The sequence below is a fragment of the Lentzea jiangxiensis genome, from assembly GCF_900104175.1.
Lineage (GTDB): Bacteria > Actinomycetota > Actinomycetes > Mycobacteriales > Pseudonocardiaceae > Lentzea > Lentzea jiangxiensis.
This window is the reverse complement of record NZ_FNIX01000005.1, coordinates 342,965-368,705: the sequence shown is the minus strand read 5'-3', so window position 1 is coordinate 368,705 and position 25,741 is coordinate 342,965. Positions and strand designations below refer to the sequence as shown.

The 25,741-nt window shown below is 70.3% G+C and carries 24 protein-coding genes and 1 pseudogene; 10 read left to right on the top strand and 15 right to left on the bottom strand.

What is annotated here, in order from left to right:
- Positions 1 to 220: 220 nt before the first annotated feature.
- Both BLQ91_RS18490 and pafA read right to left on the bottom strand, forming a co-directional pair.
- Positions 221 to 490 carry a hypothetical protein gene (locus BLQ91_RS18490; RefSeq protein ID WP_090098100.1) on the bottom strand — a complete coding sequence of 90 codons (270 nt, stop codon included), beginning with the start codon at positions 488 to 490 and terminating at the stop codon, positions 221 to 223.
- Between the two features lie 533 nt (positions 491 to 1,023).
- Entirely contained in the window at positions 1,024 to 2,382 is a 1,359-nt protein-coding gene (pafA, locus tag BLQ91_RS18485; protein ID WP_090098099.1) for a Pup--protein ligase, read from the bottom strand.
- 116 nt (positions 2,383 to 2,498) lie between these two features.
- Between pafA and BLQ91_RS18480 the strand changes: the two genes are divergently transcribed.
- The 4 genes from BLQ91_RS18480 to BLQ91_RS18465 are packed head-to-tail and all read left to right on the top strand — an operon-like array spanning position 2,499 to position 7,709.
- Entirely contained in the window at positions 2,499 to 3,863 is a 1,365-nt protein-coding gene (locus BLQ91_RS18480; RefSeq protein WP_090098235.1) for a bifunctional phosphatase PAP2/diacylglycerol kinase family protein, read from the top strand.
- Between the two features lie 40 nt (positions 3,864 to 3,903).
- The gene (locus tag BLQ91_RS18475; protein WP_090098098.1) at positions 3,904 to 4,659 is read left to right on the top strand and encodes an IclR family transcriptional regulator; all 756 of its coding nucleotides are present in this window, start codon (positions 3,904 to 3,906) and stop codon (positions 4,657 to 4,659) included.
- 52 nt (positions 4,660 to 4,711) lie between these two features.
- Positions 4,712 to 6,196, top strand: a complete 1,485-nt coding sequence (gene glpK, locus BLQ91_RS18470) for a glycerol kinase GlpK (RefSeq protein WP_245733608.1) — start codon at positions 4,712 to 4,714, stop codon at positions 6,194 to 6,196.
- Entirely contained in the window at positions 6,189 to 7,709 is a 1,521-nt protein-coding gene (locus BLQ91_RS18465) for a glycerol-3-phosphate dehydrogenase/oxidase (RefSeq protein ID WP_090098096.1), read from the top strand. The genes glpK and BLQ91_RS18465 overlap by 8 nt, the downstream gene beginning before the upstream one ends.
- Before the next feature lie 147 nt (positions 7,710 to 7,856).
- On the opposite strand, the gene BLQ91_RS18460 is transcribed toward BLQ91_RS18465, so the two are convergent.
- Positions 7,857 to 8,576, bottom strand: coding sequence for a GNAT family N-acetyltransferase (locus tag BLQ91_RS18460; protein WP_218130303.1), 720 nt, complete (start codon positions 8,574 to 8,576; stop codon positions 7,857 to 7,859).
- 40 nt (positions 8,577 to 8,616) lie between these two features.
- Between BLQ91_RS18460 and BLQ91_RS18455 the strand changes: the two genes are divergently transcribed.
- Positions 8,617 to 9,150, top strand: a complete 534-nt coding sequence (locus BLQ91_RS18455) for a PadR family transcriptional regulator (protein ID WP_090098095.1) — start codon at positions 8,617 to 8,619, stop codon at positions 9,148 to 9,150.
- Positions 9,151 to 9,272: 122 nt separating this feature from the next.
- Here the strand turns inward: BLQ91_RS18455 and prcA are convergent, their stop codons facing one another.
- The 5 genes from prcA to BLQ91_RS18430 all read right to left on the bottom strand — a co-directional run bounded on the left by prcA (position 9,273) and on the right by BLQ91_RS18430 (position 15,204).
- Positions 9,273 to 10,037, bottom strand: coding sequence for a proteasome subunit alpha (prcA, locus tag BLQ91_RS18450; RefSeq protein ID WP_090098094.1), 765 nt, complete (start codon positions 10,035 to 10,037; stop codon positions 9,273 to 9,275).
- Between the two features lie 34 nt (positions 10,038 to 10,071).
- Complete coding sequence (gene prcB, locus BLQ91_RS18445) at positions 10,072 to 10,920, bottom strand: proteasome subunit beta (RefSeq protein ID WP_090098093.1); 849 nt, start codon at positions 10,918 to 10,920, stop codon at positions 10,072 to 10,074.
- 49 nt (positions 10,921 to 10,969) lie between these two features.
- The gene (locus tag BLQ91_RS18440; protein ID WP_090098092.1) at positions 10,970 to 11,164 is read right to left on the bottom strand and encodes a ubiquitin-like protein Pup; all 195 of its coding nucleotides are present in this window, start codon (positions 11,162 to 11,164) and stop codon (positions 10,970 to 10,972) included.
- Positions 11,165 to 11,243: 79 nt separating this feature from the next.
- Positions 11,244 to 12,737, bottom strand: a complete 1,494-nt coding sequence (gene dop / locus BLQ91_RS18435; protein WP_090098091.1) for a depupylase/deamidase Dop — start codon at positions 12,735 to 12,737, stop codon at positions 11,244 to 11,246.
- 73 nt (positions 12,738 to 12,810) lie between these two features.
- Positions 12,811 to 15,204 (bottom strand): FtsX-like permease family protein, encoded by a 2,394-nt coding sequence (locus BLQ91_RS18430; protein WP_090098090.1) that lies wholly within the window; start codon positions 15,202 to 15,204, stop codon positions 12,811 to 12,813.
- 107 nt (positions 15,205 to 15,311) lie between these two features.
- Here BLQ91_RS18430 and BLQ91_RS18425 point away from each other — a divergent pair, with 107 nt between their 5' ends.
- Entirely contained in the window at positions 15,312 to 15,803 is a 492-nt protein-coding gene (locus BLQ91_RS18425; protein ID WP_090098089.1) for an NUDIX domain-containing protein, read from the top strand.
- Here BLQ91_RS18425 and BLQ91_RS18420 read toward each other — a convergent pair.
- The 5 genes and pseudogenes from BLQ91_RS18420 to BLQ91_RS18400 all read right to left on the bottom strand — a co-directional run.
- Positions 15,800 to 16,144: an antibiotic biosynthesis monooxygenase family protein gene (locus BLQ91_RS18420; protein WP_090098088.1), complete on the bottom strand. Its 345-nt coding sequence runs from the start codon at positions 16,142 to 16,144 to the stop codon at positions 15,800 to 15,802. The two genes, BLQ91_RS18425 and BLQ91_RS18420, sit on opposite strands and share 4 nt — an antisense overlap.
- 13 nt (positions 16,145 to 16,157) lie before the next feature.
- A complete protein-coding gene (locus tag BLQ91_RS18415) occupies positions 16,158 to 17,036 on the bottom strand; it encodes an aldo/keto reductase (protein ID WP_090098087.1) in 879 nt (292 codons plus the stop codon).
- Positions 17,037 to 17,111: 75 nt separating this feature from the next.
- Entirely contained in the window at positions 17,112 to 18,167 is a 1,056-nt protein-coding gene (locus BLQ91_RS18410; RefSeq protein WP_090098086.1) for a glycoside hydrolase family 5 protein, read from the bottom strand.
- A 97-nt stretch (positions 18,168 to 18,264) separates the two neighbouring features.
- On the bottom strand, positions 18,265 to 19,020 hold the full coding sequence (locus tag BLQ91_RS18405) for a hypothetical protein (RefSeq protein ID WP_090098085.1): 756 nt from the start codon (positions 19,018 to 19,020) through the stop codon (positions 18,265 to 18,267).
- Positions 19,021 to 19,070: 50 nt separating this feature from the next.
- Positions 19,071 to 19,718 (bottom strand): annotated as a pseudogene (locus BLQ91_RS18400) (ABC transporter ATP-binding protein); the annotation flags it as partial.
- A 111-nt stretch (positions 19,719 to 19,829) separates the two neighbouring features.
- Here BLQ91_RS18400 and BLQ91_RS18395 point away from each other — a divergent pair.
- Both BLQ91_RS18395 and BLQ91_RS18390 read left to right on the top strand, forming a co-directional pair.
- A complete protein-coding gene (locus BLQ91_RS18395; protein ID WP_245733606.1) occupies positions 19,830 to 20,897 on the top strand; it encodes a sensor histidine kinase in 1,068 nt (355 codons plus the stop codon).
- The gene (locus BLQ91_RS18390) at positions 20,894 to 21,523 is read left to right on the top strand and encodes a response regulator (protein ID WP_090098083.1); all 630 of its coding nucleotides are present in this window, start codon (positions 20,894 to 20,896) and stop codon (positions 21,521 to 21,523) included. The genes BLQ91_RS18395 and BLQ91_RS18390 overlap by 4 nt, the downstream gene beginning before the upstream one ends.
- Here BLQ91_RS18390 and BLQ91_RS18385 read toward each other — a convergent pair.
- Positions 21,506 to 21,868 carry a hypothetical protein gene (locus tag BLQ91_RS18385; protein ID WP_090098082.1) on the bottom strand — a complete coding sequence of 121 codons (363 nt, stop codon included), beginning with the start codon at positions 21,866 to 21,868 and terminating at the stop codon, positions 21,506 to 21,508. The genes BLQ91_RS18390 and BLQ91_RS18385 overlap by 18 nt on opposite strands.
- 127 nt (positions 21,869 to 21,995) lie before the next feature.
- Between BLQ91_RS18385 and BLQ91_RS18380 the strand changes: the two genes are divergently transcribed.
- Positions 21,996 to 22,349, top strand: a complete 354-nt coding sequence (locus BLQ91_RS18380) for a CPBP family intramembrane glutamic endopeptidase (protein ID WP_090098081.1) — start codon at positions 21,996 to 21,998, stop codon at positions 22,347 to 22,349.
- Positions 22,350 to 22,400: 51 nt separating this feature from the next.
- On the opposite strand, the gene arc is transcribed toward BLQ91_RS18380, so the two are convergent.
- Positions 22,401 to 24,197, bottom strand: coding sequence for a proteasome ATPase (arc, locus tag BLQ91_RS18375; protein ID WP_090098080.1), 1,797 nt, complete (start codon positions 24,195 to 24,197; stop codon positions 22,401 to 22,403).
- 714 nt (positions 24,198 to 24,911) lie between these two features.
- Here arc and BLQ91_RS18370 point away from each other — a divergent pair.
- Positions 24,912 to 25,730, top strand: coding sequence for an Rv0361 family membrane protein (locus BLQ91_RS18370; RefSeq protein ID WP_090098079.1), 819 nt, complete (start codon positions 24,912 to 24,914; stop codon positions 25,728 to 25,730).
- Positions 25,731 to 25,741: the final 11 nt, after the last annotated feature.

Genomic DNA, 25,741 nt, shown 5'->3' with positions numbered 1-25,741 from the left:
GCGCAACGGTCCCACTGCGCGGAATTCTCGCTGGGAGGTGTGCCCACGCTTGTTTTCCCGTCCTGAGGTGACCGGCCGGCAACAGCAGGAAACGATTTCTTCACACGTGCTGCGCCGAGCCGGACAAGACGTGGATTTCCAGCGGGACACCGCTTGCCGACTTCACCCGAGAACCTCCCACCCGATCTGCCCGGAGAATTGCGCGGTGCCACCCGGGATGTCAACCGCCGTCGCCGCCACGGCACGGCCCGATCACCGTCCGGGACATGTCACCGGTTGAGACGCACCGCACCGCCGCGTTCACCGCACTGCGATCGATCGGATCTTTCCCGCGTGCCGGAGTCGTGCATCCCAGGTCGGCCTCGCGCAGGTGGCCGGGCACGCGGCAGGTGGTGCCGCGGGGCAGGCCCGCCAGGCGTCCGAGGCCGGCGCACAACGCGTCGTCCCCGCTGGCGGCGCTGCGGCCCGAATCGGGGTCGACGGGGTCCATCGCCGATCTTGTCCGGCCCGCGGTTCCCGGCCGGCGACCTGCGCGATCCGCCACAGCGGCGGCACTGCCCGCTCGGGCTCGAACGTGCCCGTTTTGCCGTGAATGACAGACCGGTCACGGTCTGCTCCGACCGGTGCACCGACGCGCCCACACCCGTGGCGGACGTGGTCCACTTCGCGGCGGCCGAAGACCGTTCCACGGCGACGACGGCCAGCCGGCGAACGGCTCGTGTCGTAGTGCGAAAGCGCGCCATACCGCCGGCAACTCAGCCGAGGAACCGACGAGTTGCGCGCGCATCAGTTCGCCCGCGGAAACATCCGATCGATCCGCCGTTGCGACTCAATTGGTGACGGGCGGAGATTTCCGTGGAACCGACCGTCTCACATGGCCGTGTTCGCCCGCGATTACCAGTCGATCCGAATCAGCGGTGCGGGATCCATACCGCGCACCCCTCAGCCGACCACACCCGGACAACGCGAGGGGCGCGCTCCACACCGGAGCGCGCCCCTCGCCTCTGTCTGCCCGAAACCGTCCTAAAGCGACGAGATCAGCCGCTCCACCCGCTCGTCCACCGCCCGGAACGGGTCCTTGCACAGCACGGTCCGCTGCGCCTGGTCGTTCAGCTTGAGGTGCACCCAGTCGACGGTGAAGTCACGGCCGGCGGCCTGCGCGGCGGCGATGAAGTCCCCGCGCAGCTTCGCCCGCGTCGTCTGCGGCGGGGTGTCCTTGGCGGCCTCGATCTCGCCGTCGTCGGTCACCCGCTCGACCTGGCCCTTGCGCTGCAGCAGGTCGAAGATGCCCCGGCCGCGGCGGATGTCGTGGTAGGCGAGGTCGAGCTGGGCGATGCGCGGGTTCGACAGGTCCATGTCGTGCTTGGCCATGTACCGCTCCATCAGGCGGTTCTTGATGGCCCAGTCGATCTCGCGGTCGATCTTGGTGAGGTCCTGCGACTCGACGGCGTCCAGCGTCCGGCCCCACAGTTCGAGGACGCGCTCGGCCATCGGGTCCGGGGAGCGCTTGGCGCAGTGCTCGACGGCCTTCTCGTAGTACTCGCGCTGGATGTCGAGCGCGGAGGCCTCCTTGCCGCCCGCCAGGCGCACCGTGCGGCGGCCCGTCAGGTCGTGGGAGATCTCGCGGATCGCGCGGATCGGGTTGTCGAGCGAGAAGTCGCGGAACTGGACGCCCTGCTCGATCATCTCCAGCACGAGGTTCGCGCTGCCCACCTTGAGCAGCGTCGTCACCTCGGACATGTTCGAGTCGCCGACGATGACGTGCAGGCGCCGGTAGCGCTCGGCGTCGGCGTGCGGCTCGTCGCGGGTGTTGATGATCGGGCGGGACCTGGTCGTCGCGGACGACACGCCCTCCCAGATGTGCTCGGCGCGCTGTGAGAGGCAGTACACGGCGCCGCGCGGGGTCTGCAGCACCTTGCCGGCGCCGCAGATGAGCTGGCGGGTGACCAGGAACGGCAGCAGCACGTCCGCGATGCGCGAGAACTCGCCGGCCCGTGCGACCAGGTAGTTCTCGTGGCAGCCGTAGGAGTTGCCCGCCGAGTCGGTGTTGTTCTTGAACAGGAAGATGTCGCCGCCGATGCCCTCGTCGGCGAGCCTGCGCTCGGCGTCGACGAGCAGGTCCTCGAGGATCCGCTCCCCCGCCTTGTCGTGCGTGACGAGCTGGGCCAGGTCGTCGCACTCGGCCGTGGCGTACTCGGGGTGCGAGCCGACGTCGAGGTAGAGCCGGGAGCCGTTGCGCAGGAAGACGTTGGAAGAACGCCCCCAGGACACGACCCGGCGGAACAAGTACCGCGCGACCTCGTCCGGGGACAGACGACGCTGCCCGTGGAAGGTGCAGGTCACCCCGAACTCTGTCTCAATGCCGAAGATCCGCCGCTGCATACGTCAACAGTAGGCGACTTGCAGGCGGAGCAGGGTGATCCGTTCGGGCGGCGCGCCGGTTGCGGTTTAGTGTCACCAGGGTGTGGAAACGGGTCAGCGCTCTCGACAAGAAGCTCATGAGCTCCTCCGCCGGACTGCCTCCGAGCAGGCTCGACGGGGGTATGAAGAGGCTTTCGAAAGCCGCGAACCACAGCCTGCTGTGGTTCGTCATCGCGGCGATCCTGGCCACGGGCAAAGGGCCGTTCCGGCGTGGCGCGTTCCGCGGTCTCGCGGCCATCGCCGGCGCTTCCGCCAGCGCGAACCTGGTCGGGAAGTCGCTTTTCCCGCGCCGCAGACCCGCCGCCGACCTGATCTCGCTCGAACGCCGCCTGTCCAAACGGCCGACGTCGTCGTCCTTCCCTTCCGGGCACTCCGCGTCGGCGGCCGCATTCGCCACGGCGGTGGCCCTGGAATCGCCCCGAGCAGGCGCCGTGGTCGCTCCGATCGCGGCCGCCGTGGCCTATTCACGTGTCCACACCGGTGTGCATTGGCCGACCGACGTCGTGGCCGGCGCGGCGGTCGGCGTCGGCGCGGCGTTCCTGACGCGCCGGTGGTGGCCGCTCGGGATGAACGAGCCCGCGTCGGCCTACGAGCACGCCGACCTGACGTCGCTGCAGGACGGTGACGGCCTGGTCGTGGTGGTCAACCCGCACTCGGGGATCGGCCCCGACCCGACGCCGCAGATCGTCGAGGAGTGGCCGAAGGCGCAGGTCGTCACGATCGAGGAGCTCGGCTCGCTCCCGGACGCGAAGGCACTGGGCGTGGCCGGTGGCGACGGCACGGTGGCCGCCGTGGCCTCCATCGCCGCCGAGCGCGACCTGCCGATGGTGCTCATCCCCTCCGGCACGCTCAACCACTTCGCCCGCGACGTGGGCATCACCGGCCTGCACGACACGGCGCAGGCGGTGGCCGACGGCGTGGGCGTGCGGGTGGACCTGGCGCAGGTCAACGACCAGTGGTTCGTGAACACGGCCTCGCTGGGCGGCTACCCGGACATGGTGCGGATCCGCGAGAAGCTCGAGCAGCGCTGGGGCAAGTGGCCTGCGGCGGGCATGGCGCTGTTCCGCGTGCTGCAGCGGGCCAAACCGCTCGACATCACCATCGACGGCGACAAGCACCTCGTCTGGCTGCTGTTCGTCGGCAACGGGCCGTACCGGCCGAAGGGCTTCGCGCCCACGATGCGCCCGCGGCTGGACGACGGGCTGCTCGACGTGCGCTTCGTCCGGGCGGACCGGAGGTACTCGCGGACCAGGTTCTTCCTCGGCGCCCTGTTCGGGGCGTTGGAGCACTCGCGCATGTACAAGCACTTCGAGGTGGCCTCGTTGAACGTCGAGGTGCACGGCCCGCCCATCTCGATCGCGACGGACGGCGAGGTGCGCGAGCGGGGCAACCACTTCCGGTTCCGGTCACGGGCGGCGGCGCTGGGCATCTATCGGCCCTAGTGTTCGACATTGTCGAACGTGCGCAGCTAGAGTGGGGTGCGTGCCCGGACCCATCCAGTCGATCCAGCGCGCGGCCGAGGTCCTCAAGCTGCTCGCCCGCGGCGGCGCGCACCAGCTGAGCGTCGGCGAGATCGCCCGCGCCCTGGGCCTCGCGAAACCGACGGTGCACGGCATCCTGCGGACGCTGCAGGAGGTCGGGTTCGTCGAGCAGGAGGTCGAGGGTGGCAAGTACCGCCTGGGCGCCGCGCTGTTCCACATCGGCACGAGCTACCTCGACGGCAACGAACTGCGAGCCAAAGCGCTGAACTGGTCGGACACGCTGGCCATGCGTGCGCGCGAGGCGGTGCGCATCGGCGTGATGCACGGCAGGCACGTGCTGGTCGTGCATCACGTGTTCCGGCCGGACAACAGCCGCCAGACGCTCGACACCGGCTCGCTGCTGCCGTGGCACGCCACCGCGCTCGGCAAGGCGCTGGTCGCGTTCGGCGAGTGGCCCGACGGCGACCTGCAGCGGTTCACCCGGCACACGCTGGACCCCGAGGAGCTGCGGGCGGCGGTGGACGTCGTCCGCGACCGCGACTGGGCCTACGACCTGCACGAGCTCGTCGAGGGTGAGGCGTCCGCCGCGGCGCCGATCCGCGACCGGCGCGGCGTGGTCGTCGGCGCTATCGGCGTGTCGGGACCGGTCGAGCGGCTGTGCGAATCGCCTGATCAGCCCCCGCGCCTCGAGCTCGTCTCCTACGTGCGTGAGGCAGCTCGCAGCGTTTCCCGGGAGCTGGGCGGCCTCTCCTGGTAGTACTGTGGAAGCGTTCGACATTGTCGAATGGTTCACACAGAGGAGTGTGCACGTGGCGTACATCGCGGCGATCGACCAGGGCACGACGTCGTCCCGGTGCATCGTCTTCGACCAGTCCGGCGGGATCGTGTCGGTGGCCCAGCGCGAGCACAGGCAGATCTTCCCCAGGCCCGGCTGGGTGGAGCACGACGCGACCGAGATCTGGACGAACGTGCAGGCCGTCGTGCGCGACGCCCTCGCGCACGCATCGCTCACGTACGCCGACATAGCCGCGTTCGGCATCACGAACCAGCGCGAGACCACGGTCGTGTGGGACAAGGCGACCGGCGAGCCCGTGCACAACGCGATCGTCTGGCAGGACACGCGCACGGACGCGCTGATCAAGCAGCTCGGCGACCAGGACCGGTTCCGCGAGCGCTCCGGCCTGCCGCTCGCCACCTACTTCTCCGGCCCGAAGCTGCGCTGGCTGCTCGACAACGTCGACGGCCTGCGCGCCCGCGCCGAGAACGGCGAGGTCCTGTTCGGCACGATGGACACCTGGCTGATCTGGAACCTCACCGGCCGCCACGTCACCGACGTGACGAACGCGTCGCGCACCATGCTGATGAACCTCGAGACCCTCGACTGGGACCCCGAGCTCGTCGAGGCGATGGACGTCCCGCGGGGCGTGCTCCCCGAGATCCGGTCCTCCTCCGAGGTCTACGGCAGCTACGAGGGCGTCCCGGTCGCGTCGGCGCTCGGCGACCAGCAGGCCGCGTTGTTCGGCCAGACCTGCTTCTCCCCCGGCGAGGGCAAGTGCACCTACGGCACGGGCGCGTTCCTGCTCGTCAACACGGGCGCCAAGCCGGTGCTCAGCCGGAACGGCCTGCTCACCACGGTCGGCTACCGGATCGGCGACGAACCGGCCGCGTACGCCCTCGAGGGCGCGGTCGCGGTGACCGGCGCGCTGGTGCAGTGGTTCCGCGACAAGATCGGCCTCATCGGTTCGGCGGCGGAGATCGAGACGCTCGCGCGCACGGTCGACGACAACGGCGGCGCGTACTTCGTGCCCGCCTTCTCCGGGCTGTTCGCACCGCACTGGCGGTCGGACGCCCGTGGGGTCATCGCGGGCCTGACGGGCTACATCTCGCGCGGGCACCTCGCACGGGCCGTGCTGGAGGCATCGGCGTGGCAGACGCGGGAGGTCGTGGACGCGATGAACGCAGACGCTGTGAATGCCCACTCGGCAGCGGACCTCACGACGTTGCGCGTCGACGGCGGTATGACGGCGAACAACCTGCTCATGCAGTTCCTGTCGGACGTGCTGGACGTGCCGGTGGTGCGCCCGATCGTGGCCGAGACGACGTGCCTCGGCGCGGCGTACGCGGCAGGCCTCGCGGTCGGCTACTGGACCGGCACCGACGAGCTGAAGGCCAACTGGCACAAGGCGGCCCAATGGGAGCCGTCGATGGAACCGGCCGCCCGCGACAGGGGCTACCGGAAGTGGAAGAAGGCGGTCGAGCGGACCGTCGGCTGGATGGACGAGGACGATGACTGACTCAACACAGCGGGCACGCGCCCGCGAAGAACTGCAGCACGGCAAGTTCGACGTCGTCGTGATCGGCGGCGGCATCCTGGGCATCGCGACCACGTGGGCCGCGGCCCGCTCCGGCCTGCGCGTCGCCCTGGTGGAGAGCGGCGACTTCGCGGGCGCCACGTCGTCCGCGTCCTCGAAGCTCGTGCACGGCGGCCTGCGCTACCTCGCGATGGGCCCGTCGGCAGTGCCGATGGTCCACGAGAACCACAAGGAACGGCGTGCGCTGGGCGACCACCTCGCCCCGCACCTGGTGCGGCCGCTGCCGTTCCTCGTCCCCGTCTACAAGGGCGGTCCGCACAGCCGGTTCGTGCTGGGCGCGGGCGTCACGCTGTACTCCGCGCTGTCCGGCTTCGGCGACGGCATGGGGAAGGTGCTGTCGGCCCGCAGGGCTGCGGAGTGGGTGCCTGACCTGCGCGCCGGCGGTCTGCGCGGTGCCGCGATGTACTACGACCACCAGATGAACGACAGCCGCGTGGCGATCACCGCCGCGCGCGCCGCCGCCGAGGCCGGTGCCGTGCTGCTCAACCACATCTCGGTCGTGGGCCTGCGCAAGACCGGCGCGAAGGTCACGGGTGTCGACCTGCGCGACCCGCTCGGCGAGTTCGGGGTGGACGCGAAGGTCGTCGTGAACGCGACCGGCCCGTGGCTGGACGTGCTGCGGCGCATGGAGGACCCCGCCGCCGACCCGTCGATCCGCCTGTCCAAGGGCTCGCACCTGGTGCTGAGGCAGACCTCGCAGTGGAAGGCCGCGCTGACGATCCCGGTCGACGACGTGCGCGTGTCGTTCGCGATCCCGTGGGAGGGCCACCTCCTGCTCGGCACCACCGACGAGGCCTACGACGGCGACCCGGCCGCGGTCGCCTGCACGGACGCGGACGTCGACCAGATCCTCGACGAGGCGGGCACCGCAGTCACCGGCCTGGACCGCTCCCGCATCGCGTACACGTTCGCGGGCCTGCGGGTCCTGCCCGGCGGCCCCGGCGACACCTCGCACGCCAAGCGCGAGACGGTGATCACCGCGGGCTCCGGCGGCATGATCAGCGTGGCCGGCGGCAAGTGGACGACGTTCCGCAAGATCGGCGCCACCGTTCTCGCGCGCGTGAACTCCGAGCTCGGCCGCACCTTCGACGGCCCGCTGGACGGCGTGGCGCTGCCCGGTTCGGCGTCGCCCGAGACCGTCGGCTCGGTGCTGAACCACGCATTCGACGCGCTGCCCGACGACGTGGTCCGCCACCTCGCCACCCACTACGGCACGACGTCGCACGAGGTCGTCGCACTCGGCCTGGAGAACCCGGCGCTGCTCGAGCGCGTCCACCCGGACGGCCCGGACATCTGGGCGCAGGTCGAGCACGCCCGCCGCACCGAGTGGGCGTCCGAAGTGGACGACGTGCTGCGCCGCCGCACCACCGTGGTGGTGCGCGGGCTCGACTCGCCGGAGGTCCGCACGCGGGTGTCGGAGCTGCTGGCTTCCTAGAACGCCGCGGCGCGTTCCAGAAGGTACCCGGCCAGTTCGGGTTCCGAGTGGAACGCGCCGCGCACCGCCGGCGTCCCGTCGCACCCGAGCACGACCTCTTCCCGTGGCGCAGCGCGGTTTTCGCGACGATCCCCCGGCTCACCGGCATCACGGTCTGAGTTCGCGCACCACCCTGCGGCACACGTGGACGCGCTCGAACCGTTGGCGCATCTCGGTTTCCCGTTCGATCCGCGCGTGCAGGAACGCCCCGGCGGGGACCAGTCCGTGCTTCGCGACGAGCACCGTGCCGAGCTCCTCGGCGGTCGCGTGCACGTGCAGGTAGTGCTGCTCTTCCCTGAAACCGTTGCGCGCGTACCACTTCAGCGCGGGACCGTCCTCCCGCGGCCAGGCGTCGAGCGTCCGCACCCCGCACCGCTCCAGCCTCGGCACCGCCTCCTCCAGCAGCGCCGTGGCGATCCCCCGGCCCTGGTGGTCCGGGTGCACCACCACGGTGTCGATGGTCGCCTCCGCTCCGGGCACCGACACGTCCAGGATTCCGGCCACCACGTTCTCGACGACCGCGACGAGCTCCAGGTCGGTGCGGCGCCTGACCTGCCACACGTCGTCGTGGTAGCTGGTGCCGAGGAACCCGAGCACCCGGCACCGCAACCACGGGACCTCGTCCTCCGGTTCGTAGCTCCTGATCTCCACGGGCAGCCCCGGCGTGCCCCTGGAGCGGCCCGGTGCTCCCAGCAGGCACACCTCCCCGGCTCGCCCCCGTGCGACGTCCACCACGTCGTTCCCCCAGTCCGACTGCACGCCGGACGTCTCCGGCACCGTCCAGGGTTCCTGATGCCGGAGCCGCCCGCACGCCTCTTTCCGCTTCACCGTTTGCCAGGTACATACCCGGTAGGCAGACTCGACGTGCATGTCGGTCAAACACGGTCTGCTGGCGCTGCTCCAGCGCGGGCCCATGTACGGCTACCAGCTGCGGGCGGCGTTCGACTCGGCCACCGGCGGCACGTGGCCGTTGAACATCGGGCAGGTCTACACGACGTTGTCACGCCTGGAGCGCGACGACCTGGTCGCCGCGCTGCCCGAGAACCAGGGCCAGCGCCCCTACGAGCTCACCCCGCACGGCCGCGACGAGCTGGAGAAGTGGTTCGCCACGCCCGTGCGGCGCAGCGACCGCCCCCGCGACGAGGTGGCGATCAAGCTCGCGCTCGCCGTCACCACGCCGGGCGTCGACGCCGCCGAGGTCGTGATGACGCAGCGCACCGCCACCATGCGCGCGCTGCAGGAGTGCACGAGGCTCAAGACCCAGCCCGCGGACCTGCCGTGGCTGCTCGTGCTCGACGCGATGATCTTCCAGGCCGAGGCCGAGCTGCGCTGGCTCGACCACTGCGAGTCGAGCCTGCTGCGCCACCGGTCACAGCCCGTGCCGGAGACGACCGACGTCTGACGGTGCCGGCGGCAGCAAGAACCACAAGGGGACGACTCACCCAACTCGACGCGCCCGCGCAAACCCAGGACGTGCGAAGGGCCCCCGGCGAAAGCCAGGGGCCCAGCACCAGACCTCAACGCCTACTTCGAGGACTCGTCCCCGGGCAGCTCGACATCCTCCACGGCCTTCCCGTCCTTGACGGGCGCGGGCATGAGAGCGTCCAGAGCCGCCCCGGCGATCCGCCGGAAAGCCCGCCGAGGCCGAGCCCGCTCCAGCACGGCGACCTCCAGCTTCGCGGCCGGAAGCAGCTCAGCGGACCCGTTCCCGGTGGACGAAGACCCGGCCGACAACGCCTTCACGGCAACAGGAACGGCCTCGGCCAACGACAAGCCGTCGGCGAAGGCCTCCTTCAGCGCCGTGTTGGCGGCATCGACGGTGCCACCCATCACGATGTACTGGGGCTCGTCCACGATGGACCCGTCGTAGGTCAGCCGGTACAGCGTGTCCGACTCGGCCGTGTCCCCGACCTCGGCCACGCAGATCTCCACCTCGAAGGGCTTGATCTGCTCGGTGAAGTAGGTGCCGAGGGTCGTGGCGTAGACGTTCGCCAGCGAACGGGAGGTGACGTCGCGCGGGTCGTTCTGGTACCCGCGGACGTCGGCGAACCGGATGCCGGCCTGCCTCAGGTTCTCGAACTCGCTGTAGCGGCCGACGGCGGCGAAGCCGATGCGGTCGTAGATCTCCGAGACCTTGTGCAGCGTGCTCGAGGGGTTCTCCGCGACGAACAGAATGCCGTCCGCGTACTTCAGCACGATGACGCTGCGACCCCTGGCGATGCCCTTGCGGGCGTACTCGGAGCGGTCGCGCATCACCTGCTCTGCCGATGCGTACAGCGGCATCGTCATGGGTGGTGCTCCTGACGTCGAACCTGTGGGGGACTCAGCCTGCGGGGCGGGACCGGCGGCCTTCGACGACCGCGTCGGCGATCGTCTGGACCTGGGACTCCGGTACCTCCACGGCACCGTCGGCGCCGTTGATCGTGACCACGATCGGGTAGAGGCGGCGGACCGGGTCCGGGCCGCCCGTCGCAGAGTCGTCGTCGGCCGCGTCGTACAGCGCCTCGACGACCGCGCGGATGGCGGTGTCGACGTCCGCGTCCGGGTCGTAGAGCTTCTTCAGCGCCGACTTCGCGAAGAGCGAGCCGGAGCCGACGGCCTGGTAGCCCTGCGACTCCTCGTAACGGCCGCCGGTGACGTCGTAGGACACGATGCGGCCGGCGCGCTCCGGGTCGGCGGCGGAGGTGTCGTACCCGGCGAACAGGGGAACCACGGCGAGGCCCGCCATGGCCGCGTCGAGGTTGCCCCTGATCATCGCCGAGAGGCGGTTCGCCTTGCCGTCGAGCGACAGCGGCACGCCCTCGATCTTCTCGTAGTGCCGCAGCTCCACCGTGTACAGGCGCACGATCTCGATCGCGATGCCCGCGGTGCCCGCGATGCCGACGGCCGAGTGGTCGTCGGTCACGAAGACCTTCTTCATGTCGCGCTGGGCGATGACGTTGCCCATCGTGGCCCGCCGGTCACCGGCGATCACGACACCACCCTTGTAGGTGGCCGCGACGATCGTCGTCCCGTGCGGGGCCTGGACGGTCCCCTCCGGGAGCTTCCGGGCACTGGGCAGCATGTCGGGTGCCTGGGCCCGCAGGAAGTCCGTGAACGACGACGAGCCCGGCGTGAGGTACGCAGTCGGCAGCGCCGCGGCCGGGTGACGCCCGGTCGAGCTGTTGTCCATGTGTTGGTTGTTCTCCCGTCCCCGAAGTGGTCAACAGGCCCCCGAAGGCCTACTGACCACCCTTCTGCACGTATGCGCGGACGAAGTCCTCCGCGTTCTCCTCGAGCACGTCGTCGATCTCGTCGAGGATCGCGTCCACGTCCTCGCCGAGCTTCTCGCGGCGTTCCTGACCTGCTCCGGCAGCGCCGTCGGCACCTTCGTCGCCGTCGCCACCGCCCTGGCGCTGCTTCTGTTCCTGGGACATCTCGGCCTCCCACTGACTCGCCTGACAAGAACACTACCCAGCGGCACCGACAAAAATTGTGAGCCACTCGGGTAGACGATCACCCGCGAGTCAGCGCGTCCACCAGCTGCTCGGCGGTGTCGGAGGCTTCCAGCAGCGCTCCGACGTGGGCTTTCGTGCCTCGGAGCGGTTCGAGCGTCGGAATCCGCACGAGTGATTCCCGACCGAGGTCGAAGATCACCGAGTCCCACGACGCGGCCGCGACCGAGGTCGGGTAGCGCTCCAGGCAGCGGCCGCGGAAGTACGCACGCGTGTCCTCGGGCGGCGTGGTGATGGCCGCGATGACCTCCTCCTCGCTGACCAGGCGCTTCATCGAGCCGCGCGCGACCAGGCGGTTGTAGAGGCCCTTGTCCAGGCGGACGTCGGAGTACTGCAGGTCTACGAGGTTGAGCCGCGCGGAACCCCAGGCGAGGCCGTCGCGCTGGCGGTAACCCTCGAGCAGCCGCAGCTTGGCGACCCAGTCGAGCCGGTCGGCGCACAGCGACGGGTCCTCGGCCAGGTCGTTCAGGACCTCGCCCCAGACGCGCAGGACCTCGCGGTCGCCGACGCCCTCCTTCTCCACGAACGCCAGGGCGCGCTCGTGGTAGGCGAACTGCACGTCGAGGCCGGTGAACTTGCGCCCGCCGGTCATCTCGACCTTGGCCTTCAGCGTCGGGTCGTGGCTGATCTGGTGCACGGCGCGCACCGGGTCGACCATGCGCAGGTCGTCGAACCGCTGGCCCGCCTCGATCATGTCGAGCACCAGCGAGGTCGTGCCGACCTTGAGGTACGTGGAGTACTCGGCGAGGTTCGCGTCGCCGATGATGACGTGCAGGCGGCGGTACTTGTCCGCGTCCGCGTGCGGCTCGTCGCGGGTGTTGATGATGCCGCGCTTGAGCGTCGTCTCGAGGCCGACCTCGACCTCGATGTAGTCGGAGCGCTGCGAGAGCTGGAAGCCGGCCTCCTCGCCGGACTGCCCGATGCCCACCCGGCCGGACCCGGTCACGACCTGGCGCGACGCGAAGAACGGCGTGAGGCCCGCGATGACGGCCGTGAACGGCGTCGAGCGCTGCATCAGATAGTTCTCGTGCGTGCCGTAGGACGCGCCCTTGCCGTCGACGTTGTTCTTGTAGAGCTGCAGGCGGGGCTGGCCGGGCACGGTGGCGGCCTTGAGCGCCGCCTCCTCCATCACCCGCTCCCCCGCCTTGTCCCAGATCACCGCGTCCCGCGCGTTGGTGACCTCGGGCGCCGAGTACTCGGGGTGCGCGTGGTCGACGTAGAGCCGCGCGCCGTTCGTGAGGATGACGTTCGCCGCGCCCAGGTCCTCGATGTCGGAGTCGGCGGAGTGCCCGCCGGGGCTGCCCAGGTCGAACCCGCGGGCGTCGCGCAGCGGCGACTCCACCTCGTAGTCCCAGCGCGCCCGCCTGGCGCGCGGTATGTCCGCCGCCGCCGCGTACGCGAGCACCACCTGTGTCGAAGTGAGCACCGGGTTCGCGGTCGCGTCTCCCGGCACCGCGATGCCGTACTCGACCTCGGTTCCCATGATCCGCCGCATACGCCACACCTTATGACCTGACCCCGGACAACAGCGTGAGGGGAGCTTCACGGTGAAACTCCCCCCACCCTATTCACCCGGAAGCCAATCCTGCTGCAGGACGAATCCGCGAGGCGCCGCGAGAAGGACCGAAAGCGGCCAGCACGGCGAGGACGACGACCGCCACCGCGCCGAGGACCAGCGGCAACACCACCGAGACGGCCGGCAGCACCAGCGGAATCCCGATGGACAGGACCGCGATCACCGCGTATCCGAACCCGAGCACGCCGCCGCCGACGACCCCCACGAGGGCGAGCATGACCGCCTCGGCGATGACGCCGCCCTGCAGCCCGCCGCGGGTGACGCCCAAGGCGCGCCTGAGGGCGAGCTCCTTGCGGCGCTCCTGGACGGAGATCGTGAGCGCCGTGCCGATGCCGGTCACGGCCACCGCGACGCTCAGGCCGAGCAGCACCATCATCAGCACGGTGCCGAGGTGCATGTACCGGTCGGCTTCCGCGCGTTCGTCGGCGTCGGTCTGCACGATGACCGTCGGGTTGTCCGGCAGCGCCGCCTGCAGCCCCGCCCGGAACCGCGCCGGGTCCGTCCCCTGCTCCAGGGCGACGAGCACCTTCTCGGTCGGTCCCGAGGTCAGGCCGCCGAGGATCGGCGTGTAGCCGGTGAGCGTGCCGGGCACCGTTCCGACGACCTCGTACTGCTTGCCACCGGCCTCGACGAACGGCCGGTCCTCCCAGTGCCGCGGCACGATCGCCGTCCCGGAGGTGAACCGCTCGGCGCCGGGGACGTTCTGCGCCCTGAGCCAGGCCTTGAACTCCTCCGGGTCGGCGCCGGCGCCGGTCTCGGCCCGGTGCAGCGCGACGCTCGCGGCCACGCCGTCCTGCGCGGGGATCGGCGGCAGCGGCCGTTCCCCCGCGTCGACGACGGTGGCGTCCGGGCGTTCCTCGTTGGCGAACGTGTAGGTGATCTCCTGCGCGGTGCCGAGCAGGACCAGGAAGAACGTCACCATCGAGCTGGCCAGCAGCAACGGCAGCGCGACCGACGCCGACCGCTGCGGCATCCTGCGCACCTCGGCGCCGGCGAGCTTCCAGTGCGTGCCGCCGATCCCGCCGAACAGCCGCGCGATGAACGGCACCGTGACCGGGCCGAGGATCCAGAACAGGCCCGTCACGGCGGCGATCGCGGAGAAGGTGACGGCGAGAGGCGCCGCCGCGGAGCCCTTGGCCGCGATGGCCGCCAGCGCGAGGACCGCGGCGCCACCGGTGAACAGAAGACCGAACACGAGCCGAAGACGACGCACGGACCGCTTCGGCACCTCGCTGTCGGCGTCCCGCAACGCGGCGAGAGGCGACACACGCGCGGCGTTGATCGCGGGACGAACGGCGGCGGCGACCGAGAGCACCGCGGCGACGACGACGCCGAGGACCACGTACCCGACCGACGGCAGCAGGTCGGGGCTGAGCTCGACCGCCCCGAACAGCACGGAGATGCCCGTGACGTCGAACGTCCTCGCGAGGATCCACGCCATCGGCCCGCCGAGCAGCGCACCGCCGATCCCCGCGACCGCACCCGTCACCAGCGCCTCGAACAAGCTCCTGCGCACCAACGGCCCGCGCTGCGCCCCGATGCACCTCAACAACGCCGTTTGCCGCTGACGCTGCGCATAGACCGCACGGAACGTGGCGGCGGCGACGAACACAGCGGTCGCCAGCGCGAGAATGCTGAACGGCAGGAGGACGAACTTCAGGTCGTCACCGACCCTGCCGGCGTCCGGGTCCGGGTTCCACACGACGTAGGAGGCGCCCGCCGCGGCCTTGACGGCCTCGCGAGCTCCACCGATCACCCAGACCTGCTTGGTGTGCGGCCGCGGGTCGAGCTTGCGCGCGAGATCGGGTCCGGCGACCAGGACGGGCCGCGAGTCGACCGCGCCCCTCTTCAGGACACCGCTGACGGTGACCTCGAACGGCCTGCCGTCGGCGGCCGCGAGCGAGATCTCGTCACCGGGCTCGAGCCCGCGCTCGTACGCGGTGATCTTGTCGACGGCGATCTCGCCGCCGGCGGCCGGCTGCCTCCCCTCGGCCAGCGGCCAGCGCACCAGGTCCGGCTGCTGGACGTTCACCTCGGCCCGGTGCTGCCCCGCGCGGCCGTTCGCGTCGAGCAGGTCCGCCTGCGCCACCTGCACCGGCACCGCCCTGCCGACCGCGGAGAGCTTGCCCAGCAACGCGTCGTCGAGCTCCGCCTGGTTCGCCGCGGGGGTGTCGTCGTCGTACGACTGCGGCTTGACCTGCACGACGTGCCCGACGGAGGACGGTGTGAGAGGCGCGCCCTCGTCGACCGACCGGCTGAGCGCGTCGCTCAGCACCAGGGCGGCCAGCAGGCAGGCCACGCCGACGACGAGCGCGACGCCGGGCAGCAGCGCGCGGCCCGGCCGGGCGCGGAACTCGGCGACGCCGAGCCGCAGGGAAGTGGACACGAATCCTCCTCGGTGACGTCCGATGGTCACGAAGGTAGGAAGGGGGGCGATCAGCGGGCGTCGGACTGGGGTAGCAAGCTCGCGTACGACCACAGGAGGACACGGGGATGATCAACCTCTACGACGAGGACGCCAACGTCATCGGCGAGGTGACGCGCGAGCGGATGCGGGCGGAGAACCTCTGGCACGGCTGCGTCCTGACCGTGGTGTTCTCCCGCGACGGCGAACGGGTCTACGTCCACCGCCGCACGGACACCAAGGACATCTACCCCGGCCTGTACGACTTCTCGGCGGGCGGCGTGATCGACGCGGGCGAGACCCCGGACGCCGCGGCGGTCCGCGAACTGCGCGAGGAGCTCGGCGTGGAGGCACCGCTGACGCCGCTGTTCCGGACGACCTACGTCGACGAGCTGACGCGCTACCACGCGTGGGTCTACGAAACGCACACCGACGGCCCGTTCACCCACCAGCCCGAGGAGGTCGCCTGGGGCGGGTGGATGGACGCCGGCGAGCTGCGCGGCAGGATCGAGGACCCGGGCTGGCCGCTCGTCCCGGACGGCCGCGCGATCGGCCGGGAGTGGTTGCGGCGCCGGGGTTAGGGCTGTTCGGAGCGCTTGAACCCGGAGCTGCGCTCGACCTTGGCCACGTGCAGGGTGTAGCTCTCGTACCAGTCGGCGCGGCCGCGCTTCTGCGCCGCCCGGTGCTCCAAGTCCGTCCGCCACCGCGTGAGGGCGTCGGCGTCGCGGAAGTACGCGACCGTGATGCCGAGCCCGCCGGGGTTCTGGGCGTGGTCCATCCCGAGGTAGCCGGGGACCTCGCGCACCAGTTCCTCCATGCGCGCGTTGGTCTCGCGGTAGCCGGTTTGGTCGTCGGTGCGGACGGTGGTGAAGACGACGGCGTAGTACGGGGGGTCGAAAGCCTCGACGGGCGCAGCGCTCACGGCGCCACCGTAACTAGTTCCAGGCGAGCCCGGAACGGGTTTTCCAGTACCGCTCGGCGGGTTCGGACAGCTCCGGCAGGTCCACGCCGACGCGCAATGCCTCCACATTGGACCGCAGCTGCTCCGGGCTCGCCGCGCCGGACAGCACGACGTCCGCCCACGGCTGGCGGGCGACGGCGGCGAGCGCGACCGCGTCCGGGCCGACGCCGAGCGCCTCCGCCTGTGCCGCGACCGCTCGCGGCGGGTCCACGACGAGCCGCCCGTTGGCCAGGCCCTCCTTGACGATCACGCGCAGCCCGGCGTCGTGCGCCTCCTGCAACGCGTCGCCCGCCGAGGTCTCCAGGAGGTTCCAGGTGGACTGGACGGACTGGAAGACGCCGAGGTCGAGCGCCTTGCGGATCGTGTCGGCCTGCTTCGGCCCGGACGTCGAGAACCCGAGCGGGACGCCGATCCCGACCATCGCGTCGCGCAGCCGGGCGTCCTCGAACAGCGGGCTGTCGGCCGTCAGCGAGTGCACCTGGTAGAGGTCGACGCGCGGCAGCAGCGCGGAGGTCTCCCGCCACTGCCGGGTGAACCGGGTCAGGGAGTGCTCCTTGACCTCGTGCACCTGCGCGTCGGGCCGCCAGTCCGCGGTGTAGGCGTAGCCCCACTTGCTGGAGACCGTCACGTCGTCGTGGCCGGGCAGCCAGGACGACAGGAAGTCCTCGGACAACCCGTACGAGCGGGCCGCGTCGACCCAGCGGATGCCCAGCTCGTAGGCGGTGTCGAGGACGCGGTGGCACTGCGCGCGCATCGAGTCGACGTCGCGGACGCGCGGCAACGCGTCCTCACGGCCGAGGTTGATGTAGGCGGGACGACCGAGCGACGCCAGACCGAGCGCGAGTTGTGCCATGCCCCCCACGGTAAACGGCGGCCCCGCAGGACCGCCGCTCACGTGACCCGCCGGGGTCGGCCGAACCGGGAGGGATCAGAAGTCGTCGGCCGTGCGGATGTGGTTGCGCACCCACTTGCCGGCGTCCTTCAGCGGAGCCTCACCGGAGAAGCTGCTGCCGGAGCAGGTGCCGCTCTTGAACACCGCGCCCGTGCGGTGGTCGTCGGAGAAGTTCCAGTTCGTCCAGGAGATCTTGGCCTCCTTCATGAACGCGATGAACTTGTTCGCCATGGTGAAGTCGTTGGGACCGTCACCGGAGGCCTCCTGCGACCCGAACTCGGTGACGAAGACCGGCACCTGGCTCGAGACCGTGCGCAACGCGTTGAGGTACGAGTCGCGGTGGTCCTTCGCGTAGAAGTGGAACGTGTACATCAGGTTCGAGGCGTTGACCTTGTTGCGGCTGACCTCGCTGACGTCACGGCCGTCGGACAGGCCGAACGTCGACCAGCCGTGCGTGCCCACGAGCACGAGGCTGTCCGGGTCCGCCGCGCGGATCGTCGGGATGACGGCCTCCGCGTAGGACTTCACCCGCGACCACGTGACGCCGTTCGGCTCGTTCGCGATGTCGTAGATGATGTTCGTCTTGTCCTTGTGGCGCTGGGCGATCTCCTTGAAGAACGTCTTGGCGCGCTCGGTGTTGTGGTTCGGGTCGCCCGGCGAGAGCTGGTGCCAGTCGACCAGCGCGTACAGGCCGCGCTTGGTGGCCTCCTCGATGTAGCCGTGCACCATGTCGGTGAACTTCCGGGGGTTCGACTCGTAGCCGCCCTCCTGGATGTACATCGAGATGCGGAGGATGTCCGCCTTCCAGTCGTTCGCGAGCGCGTCCAGCGACGCGGTCTTGACGCACTGGGAGTACCACTGGATGCCGTGCGTGCTCATGCCGCGCAGCTGGATCTGCTTGCCGTTCTGGTTGCACAGCTTGACGCCGCACACCTTGAGCTGGCCGTTGACCGCCGCGGGTGAACCCGGCGGCAGCGCGGCGGCGGAGACGTCGCCCGCGGGTGCGGCGGCGACGGAACTGCCCGCTGTCACGCCGGTCAACGGAAGCACGACTGCCGCGGCGAGCGTCACCACAGACTTCTGCCAAGCCATTCAGCGTCTCCTCTCGGACTGCCGGCGGCGGATTAGTTAGGTAAGTTTCCTTACCGATTAAAGGTACAGACGACCATAGAGCCGGCCCCAGGGGGAGTCAAGCGTCTCGTCGCAGGAGAGTCGCAGTTCCGGCACCCATCGTGACCAGTGCGTAAAGCACCAAAACAGCGGTGGCGGCGAGCGGGGCCAGCGGGGCGTCCTCGACGACCCCGGCCACCTCCCACACCAGGTACGGCACCATCACGGCGGACGCGTCGACGTTCCAGGGGTCGGGCAGCATGGGCGTGATGGCCGGCAGGCCCCACAGCAGCACGCCCACCACCACGACCGTCACGGCCGTGGACCTCACCGCGAGACCGATCCCGAGCCCGGTCAGGCCCGTCACCAGGATCGACAGCACCGCGGCACCCGCCCACGGCAACACATCGCCCAGGCCCTCCCACGGCGCGATCGGTGGCGGCCGGTCCCCCGCGATCCACCAGCTGACGCCGGTGCTGACCGCCAGCGCCGCGGCTCCGAGCACCGCGGACGTCGCGGCGACGAGCGCGGTCTTGGCCACCAGCAGGCGCTTCCGGTCCGGCACGGCGGTCAGCGCGGTGAGCCGCGGGTCCGAGGTCGCGACGAGAGCGCCGAGCGCGGCGACGAGGAACTGCACGACCGGCGTGATCACCACGCTGGAGTCGGCGGAGGCGAACTTCGCCTGTTCGGCGGCCGGAGACGTGTCGTAGTCCCGCACGATCAAGAAGGAGATCGACGCGCCGAACAGGAGGATCAGGCCGATGGCCAGCACGATGCCGTGGGGAGCCCGGACGGTCCGGAGCTTCAGCCACTCCGCGGCGAGCGCGTTCTTCACAGTCCCCTCCCGGAGGTGAGTTCGAGGTAGGCGTCCTCCAGGGACCCGTTGCGCGTCAACGCCTCCATCGGCGTCTCCTTGACCAGCTGTCCTCTTGCGACGATCACGACGTGGTCGGCGGTCAGCGCCATCTCGCTCATCAGGTGGCTGGAGACGAAGACCGTCCTGCCCTCGTTCGCGAGGCTGCGCATGAGGTCGCGGATCCACCGCACGCCCTCGGGGTCGAGGCCGTTGACGGGCTCGTCGAACATCAGCACCCGCGGGTCGCCGAGCAACGCCGCCGCGACGCCGAGCCGTTGCTTCATGCCGAGCGACAGCGCCCGGATCCTCTTGTGCCGCACACCTCCCAGACCCACCTGCTCCAGCAGCTCGACCGCGCGCCGCCTCGGGATGCCGTTGCTCGCGGCGATCCAGCGCAGGTGGTCGAGCGCCTTGCGGCCGTGGTGCACGGCGGCCGGGTCGAGCAGCGCGCCGACGTGCCGCAACGGCTGGCCGAGGTCCGCGTACCGCTTGCCGCCGACCAGCGCCTCACCGCCCGTGGGCCGGTCGAGGCCGAGGATCATCCGCATCGTCGTGGACTTGCCGGCGCCGTTCGGGCCGAGGAAGCCCGTCACCCGTCCCGGCCGGACGGTGAACGACAGGTCGTCGACGGCCGTCGTACCGCCGTATCTCTTCGTCAGGTTCCGTACCTCGATCATGCGGAAGAGAGTGGGCCGTTCGCCGTGCGGACGGATCGGACCGAGGGCCGAACCTCGGTATCGGACCGTGGTCCGAGGCGGTTCGGGCGCACGCTCGTTAACGTCGTCGCCGTGATCGCACGACTGCACCTCTACCTGGTCGACCTCACCGCCGCGGTGGTGATCGGCGTCCTCGTGGGCTACGCGATGGTGGAGCACCAGGACAAGCCGTGGTGGCTGGTGGTCCCCGGCACCCTCCTCGTCGCGCTGCCGGTCACCGTCCGCCGGATCTGGCCCCGGACCTGCCTGGTGATCAGCACGGTCGCCACGGCGGCTGTGGTGGTCGGCCAGGTGCTGCCGACGGAGGCGCTCGGCGCTCCGACCGGAGCCGTGTGCTTCGCGCTCTACACCGTGGCCGTCGACCGTTCCCGGACGTGGTCGCTCGCCTGCCTCGCGTTCGCCGTCGTCGCGATCTCCGGCGTCTCCGGCGGCGAACCCGAGAACGTCCTGGTCGTCCTCGCGGCGATGAGCGCCGTCTGGGTCATCGGCTACACGACCCGGATGCGGCGGTCCTACTTCGCACTGGAAACCGCGCAGCAGGCCGAGCAGGCGCTGTCCGACGAACGCCTGCGCATCGCCCGCGAGCTGCACGACGTGGTGGCGCACAACCTCTCCCTGATCGCCGTGCAGGCGGGCAACGCCGCACACGTGCGCTCACCCGAGCACGCCTACCAGGCGCTGGAGGTGATCTCGCAGACGAGCCGCGCCGCCCTGAACGAGATGCGCGGCCTGCTCGGCGTCCTGCGCTCCGACGCCGGCCTCGCCCCCTCCCCCGGTCTCGACGGCCTCGCCGACCTGGCCGACCGCGCGTCGCTCGCGGGCGTGCGCGTCTCGTTGGAGGTGCGGGGCGACTCCGCCGTGCCCGAAGGCGTCGGGCTGTCCGCGTACCGGATCGTGCAGGAGGCGCTGACGAACGTTGTGAAGCACGCGGCGCCCGCGTCGTGCAGGGTCCTGGTCGACGTGACACCCGAGACGGTGCGCGTCGAGGTGGCGGACGACGGCCCCGGCGTGAAGGAGCTCGGAGTGGGACACGGGTTGATCGGCATGCGCGAACGCGTCGCCGTCTACGGCGGCACGTTCAGCGCCGGACCGGGCGGGGGCGGCGGTTTCCGCGTCGTCGCGGAGCTGCCGCACCGATGACGCGCGTGCTGATCGCCGACGACCAGGCGTTGCTGCGCGCCAGCTTCCGCCTCCTCGTCGGCAACGAGCCGGGTCTGACCGTCGTCGGCGAGGCGGGCACCGGCGCCGAGGCCGTCGCGCTGGCGGCCTCCCTGCGGCCCGACGTCGTGCTGATGGACATCCGGATGCCGGAGATGGACGGCATCGAGGCCACCAGGCTGATCGACGGACCGCGCGTGCTCGTGCTGACGACGTTCGACCTCGACGAGTACGTCTTCGGCGCGTTGCGCGCCGGCGCCTCGGGTTTCCTGCTCAAGGACACCCCGCCCGCCGAGCTCCTGACGGCGATCCACGTGGTGGCGTCCGGCGAGTCGCTGCTGTCGCCGTCGGTGACGCGCCGGCTGATCTCGGAGTTCGCCCGGCAGCCCGCCTCGCCGGTGGTGCGCGGCCTGGAGCGGGTGACCGAGCGGGAGAAGGAGGTCCTGCTGCTGATCGCCCGCGGGTTGTCCAACGCGGAGATCATGGCCGAGCTGCACGTCAGCACCGGGACGGTGAAGACGCACATCGGGAACCTGCTGGCGAAGCTGCACGCCCGCGACCGCGCCCAGCTGGTGATCGCGGCCTACGAGTCAGGCCTGGTCCGCTAGCAGCGCCACCACGAGCAGTGCCGCGAGCGTCAGCCACGACGCCGGGTGCCCCAGGTTCAACGTCCACCGCGAGCCGACGCGTTGGTGCACCGGCAACGCCGGGTCGGCGCGGTTCGCGTACACGAGGCCGCCCACGTGCCAATGGCGGTCATCATCGCGTTGCGCCACACCGGTGCTCTCGCTGTCGTCGTGGTCGAGGCGGTGCCCGGCGTCGCCCGCCCGGACCAGCCACACGACCGCGCCCGCGGACGGCACGGCGACCAGCGCGACCGCCAGCACCGTCCAGCCGGGTCCGGACACGAGTCCCCACAGCTCCGACGCCTTCACGGCCAGTGCGGCGATCACGGCCGTGGACAGCAGCGCGAGGATGCGCAGGGTGCCGGTCAGGTACGCGCGGTAAGACCGTGCTCGCGTTCTGCGAGGAGTGGGGCTGGCGCGGGTTCCTGCTGCCGCGGCTGATGCGGTTCGACAGATGGGGTGCGTTCGGGCCGAGCGGCGTCATCTGGGCGGCGTCATCTGGGCCGTGTGGCACCTACCGGGCTATGTCGGCTCACCGGCAACGTTCCTGCCGTTCGCCGTGTTCACGGTGCTCCTCGGCACGTTGCTGGGGATGTTGCGGCTGCACACGAACGCCGTGTGGGCGTGCTCCGTCGTGCACGCCGCGAACAACACCCTGGTGATCGCCTTCGTGAACATCGCCTTCACCGACGCCTCGGAGCTCCGCCCGCCCGACCCGTGGACGCTGGGTCTGAGCGGCTGGACGGGCTGGGCCGTGATGGCGCTGCTGATCGCGGTGCTCACCGCCCGCGGACGCGTGACAGCGTGAAACCGCCCCGGCGGCGAGAAAGCGACCGGGGCGGTTCCGTCCGAAGCCGTGCTACAGGTACGTGCCGGTGTTCGTGGCCGTGTCGATCGCGCGGCCGGTGTCCTGGTTCTTCCCGGTGACGAGCGTGCGGATGTAGACGATCCGCTCGCCCTTCTTGCCCGAGATGCGAGCCCAGTCGTCCGGGTTCGTCGTGTTCGGCAGGTCCTCGTTCTCGGCGAACTCGTCGAGGATGGCCGCCTGCAGGTGCCGGACGGAGAGTCCGGGCTGCTTGGTGTCGAGCAGCGACTTGATCGCCGCCTTCTTGGCCCTGTCGACGATGTTCTGGATCATGGCGCCGGAGTTGAAGTCCCGGAAGTACAGGACCTCCTTGTCACCGTTGGCGTAGGTGACCTCCAGGAACCGGTTGTCCTCGGACTCCTCGTACATGCGCTCCACGGTGTGCTGCACCATGCCCTCGATGCAGGCCTTCGGGTCCCCGCCGAACTCGGCGAGGTCGTCGGCGTGCAGCGGGAGGTTCGGAGTCAGGTACTTGTTGAAGATGTCCTTCGCGCCCTCGGCGTCAGGCCGCTCGATCTTGATCTTCACGTCGAGCCGGCCCGGGCGGAGGATCGCCGGGTCGATCATGTCCTCACGGTTGGAGGCGCCGATGACGATGACGTTCTCCAGGCCCTCGACGCCGTCGATCTCGGCGAGGAGCTGGGGCACGATCGTCGTCTCGACGTCGGACGACACACCCGAACCACGGGTGCGGAAGATCGAGTCCATCTCGTCGAAGAACACGATCACCGGGGTGCCGTCGGACGCCTTCTCACGAGCCCGCTGGAAGATCAGGCGGATGTGCCGCTCGGTCTCACCGACGAACTTGTTGAGCAGCTCGGGACCCTTGATGTTGAGGAAGTAGGACTTGGCCTGCTTGTCGGTCTCGCCGCGGATCTCCCGCACCTTCTTGGCCAGGGAGTTCGCCACCGCCTTGGCGATGAGCGTCTTGCCGCAGCCGGGAGGGCCGTAGAGCAGCACGCCCTTGGGCGGGCGCAGCTCGTACTCGCGGAACAGGTCGGCGTGCAGGAACGGCAGCTCCACGGCGTCGCGGATCTGCTCGATCTGCCGGGAGAGGCCACCGATGTCGTTGTAGTCGATGTCCGGGACCTCCTCGAGCACGAGGTCCTCGACCTCGGCCTTGGGGACCCGTTCGTAGGCGAAGCCCGCCTTCGAGTCGACCAGCAGCGAGTCGCCGGGCTTGAGCGGCGCGTCGAGCAACGGCTGGGCGAGCCAGACCACCCTCTCCTCGTCCGCGTGGCCGACGACCAGCGCACGCGCGATCGTGTCCTCACCGTCGTCGGTGAGCACCTCCCGCAGTGCGCAGACCTCACCGGAACGCTCGAACCCGCCGGCCTCGACCACCGTCAGCGCCTCGTTCAGGCGCACCGACTGGCCGTAGGCGATCTTCTCCGGCTCGACCGCAGGGGACACGGCGACCCGCATCCGGCGGCCGGAGGTGAAGACGTCCACCGTCCCGTCGTCGTACCGCGCCATGAAGACGCCGTACCCGCTGGGCGGCTGCGCCAGCCGGTCGACCTCCTCGCGGAGCGCGAGCAGCTGGCTTCGTGCTTCTCGGAGGGTGTCTATGAGCTTCGTGTTTCGCTCGGTCAGCTGGCTGACGCGCTCTGTCGCCTCAGCCAAGCGCTGCTCCAGCAGCCGCGTGTGCCGCGGCGACTCGGTCAGCTTGCGACGCAACGACGCGATCTCGTCCTCGAGGAACCTGATCTGCGCAGTCAGCTCAGCGGAATTGTTGCCCTGGTTCAGCTCGCCACCCTCATCGGGTTGGCTGCCGGGATGACCGTGCTGCATGTCGGCACCCTCCTCCCGTGTTCGTACCGATTACGGTACCGGCGATCACCGACAAAATGGGGTACTCACAACATCATCTTCGCTCGTGTGACGCAACGACCACACCTCCGGGAGAGGTCAACTGCTCCATCTCGGTGTTCGGCCCGTCCACCCACCCGCTACGGTGCGTTCCGGAGACCACCACCGGCGTTTCGCACCGCGACACGCCAGCCCACCTGCGAACAAGTCCGAGGAGAGGGTCATGGGAGCACCTGTGCGGGCACCCGGCCCCCACGCTCCGCGACCATCCCGGGACGACCGCGAACGCGGCCGGTGCGGCTCACGGCCCGGCGACGGGCGGCGATCCTCCGCAGTCCCACCAGGTGGACCAGCCGTTGATCCGTTCGGCGGTCACGCACCGCGACCCACTCCGTTCGTGCCCGTCCGGGAACCCGCGCGAGCGGACCGCCGGTGCGACCGGTGGGCGTACGGCCAACCGGGTGGTTTCACCTACGCGTCCGGTGGACCACGTCGACAGCGCAGAGCATCGCGCTCGATTCCCGCTGGAGTTGCCGCAATCGTTATCAGAGACGACCTTCGCGTGACCGGAGCGCGGCTGCAGGGCGTGTGCATGCCCACTCGCGCGGGTCGATAGGCATCATTCGGCCGCGGACCGCCCGGTGAAGTACCACAATGTCGAGGAAAGATCACCTCATCCGATTCGGGGGAGTTTCGATGACCTACCCGCCGCAGCAGCCCGGGCCCTACGGGCAGCAGCCGCCGCCCGGTGGGCCGTACGGGCAGCAGCCGCCGCAGCAGCCGGGTCACGGCCAGCAGCCCGGGTACGGCCAGCAGCCGCCCGGCTACGGACAGCCGTACGGCCAGCCCCAGCAGGACCCGTTCGGCCAGCAGGGACCGCACAGCGGCGGCTTCCCGCAGCAGGGCCAGCCCGGCCCGTACGGCCAGCCCGGCCCCTACGGCCAGCAGCCCTACGGCCAGCCCGGCGGGTTCGGTGGTCCCCCGCCCCCGAAGAAGAGCAACACCGGTTTGATCATCGGCGTCGTCCTGGGCGTCCTCGTGCTCGTCGGTGGTGGCATCACGGCCGCCGTCGTGTTCAGCGGCAACGACTCCGGCAGCTCGAACAGCTCGTCGGACCCCGGCAACTCGAACAGCAGCGGCTCCGACGAGGCGGCCGAGGTCAAGAAGGTCGCGGAGGAGTACTACGCGGCCGGCCTCTCCGGGAACACCTCCAAGGCCAAGTCGATGGCCTGCCAGGAGGTGCTCGACGAGGCCAAGGAGGCCGAGAAGAAGCTCGAGAGCCTCTCCCCCGAGCAGCGCAAGCAGGCCGAGGAGCTCGCCAAGCAGTTCAAGCCCCAGGCGAAGGTCAAGGACGCGACGGTGAACGGGAACGAGGCCACCGTCAAGGTCACCATCTCCACGACCGTCGGTGGCCAGAGCTCCAGCGCCGACACCGAGGTGAAGTTCAAGAAGATCTCGGGCGACTGGAAGTTCTGCTCGCTCACCAAGGACATCAAGATCCCGACGACCAGGTGAGAAGTCACCGC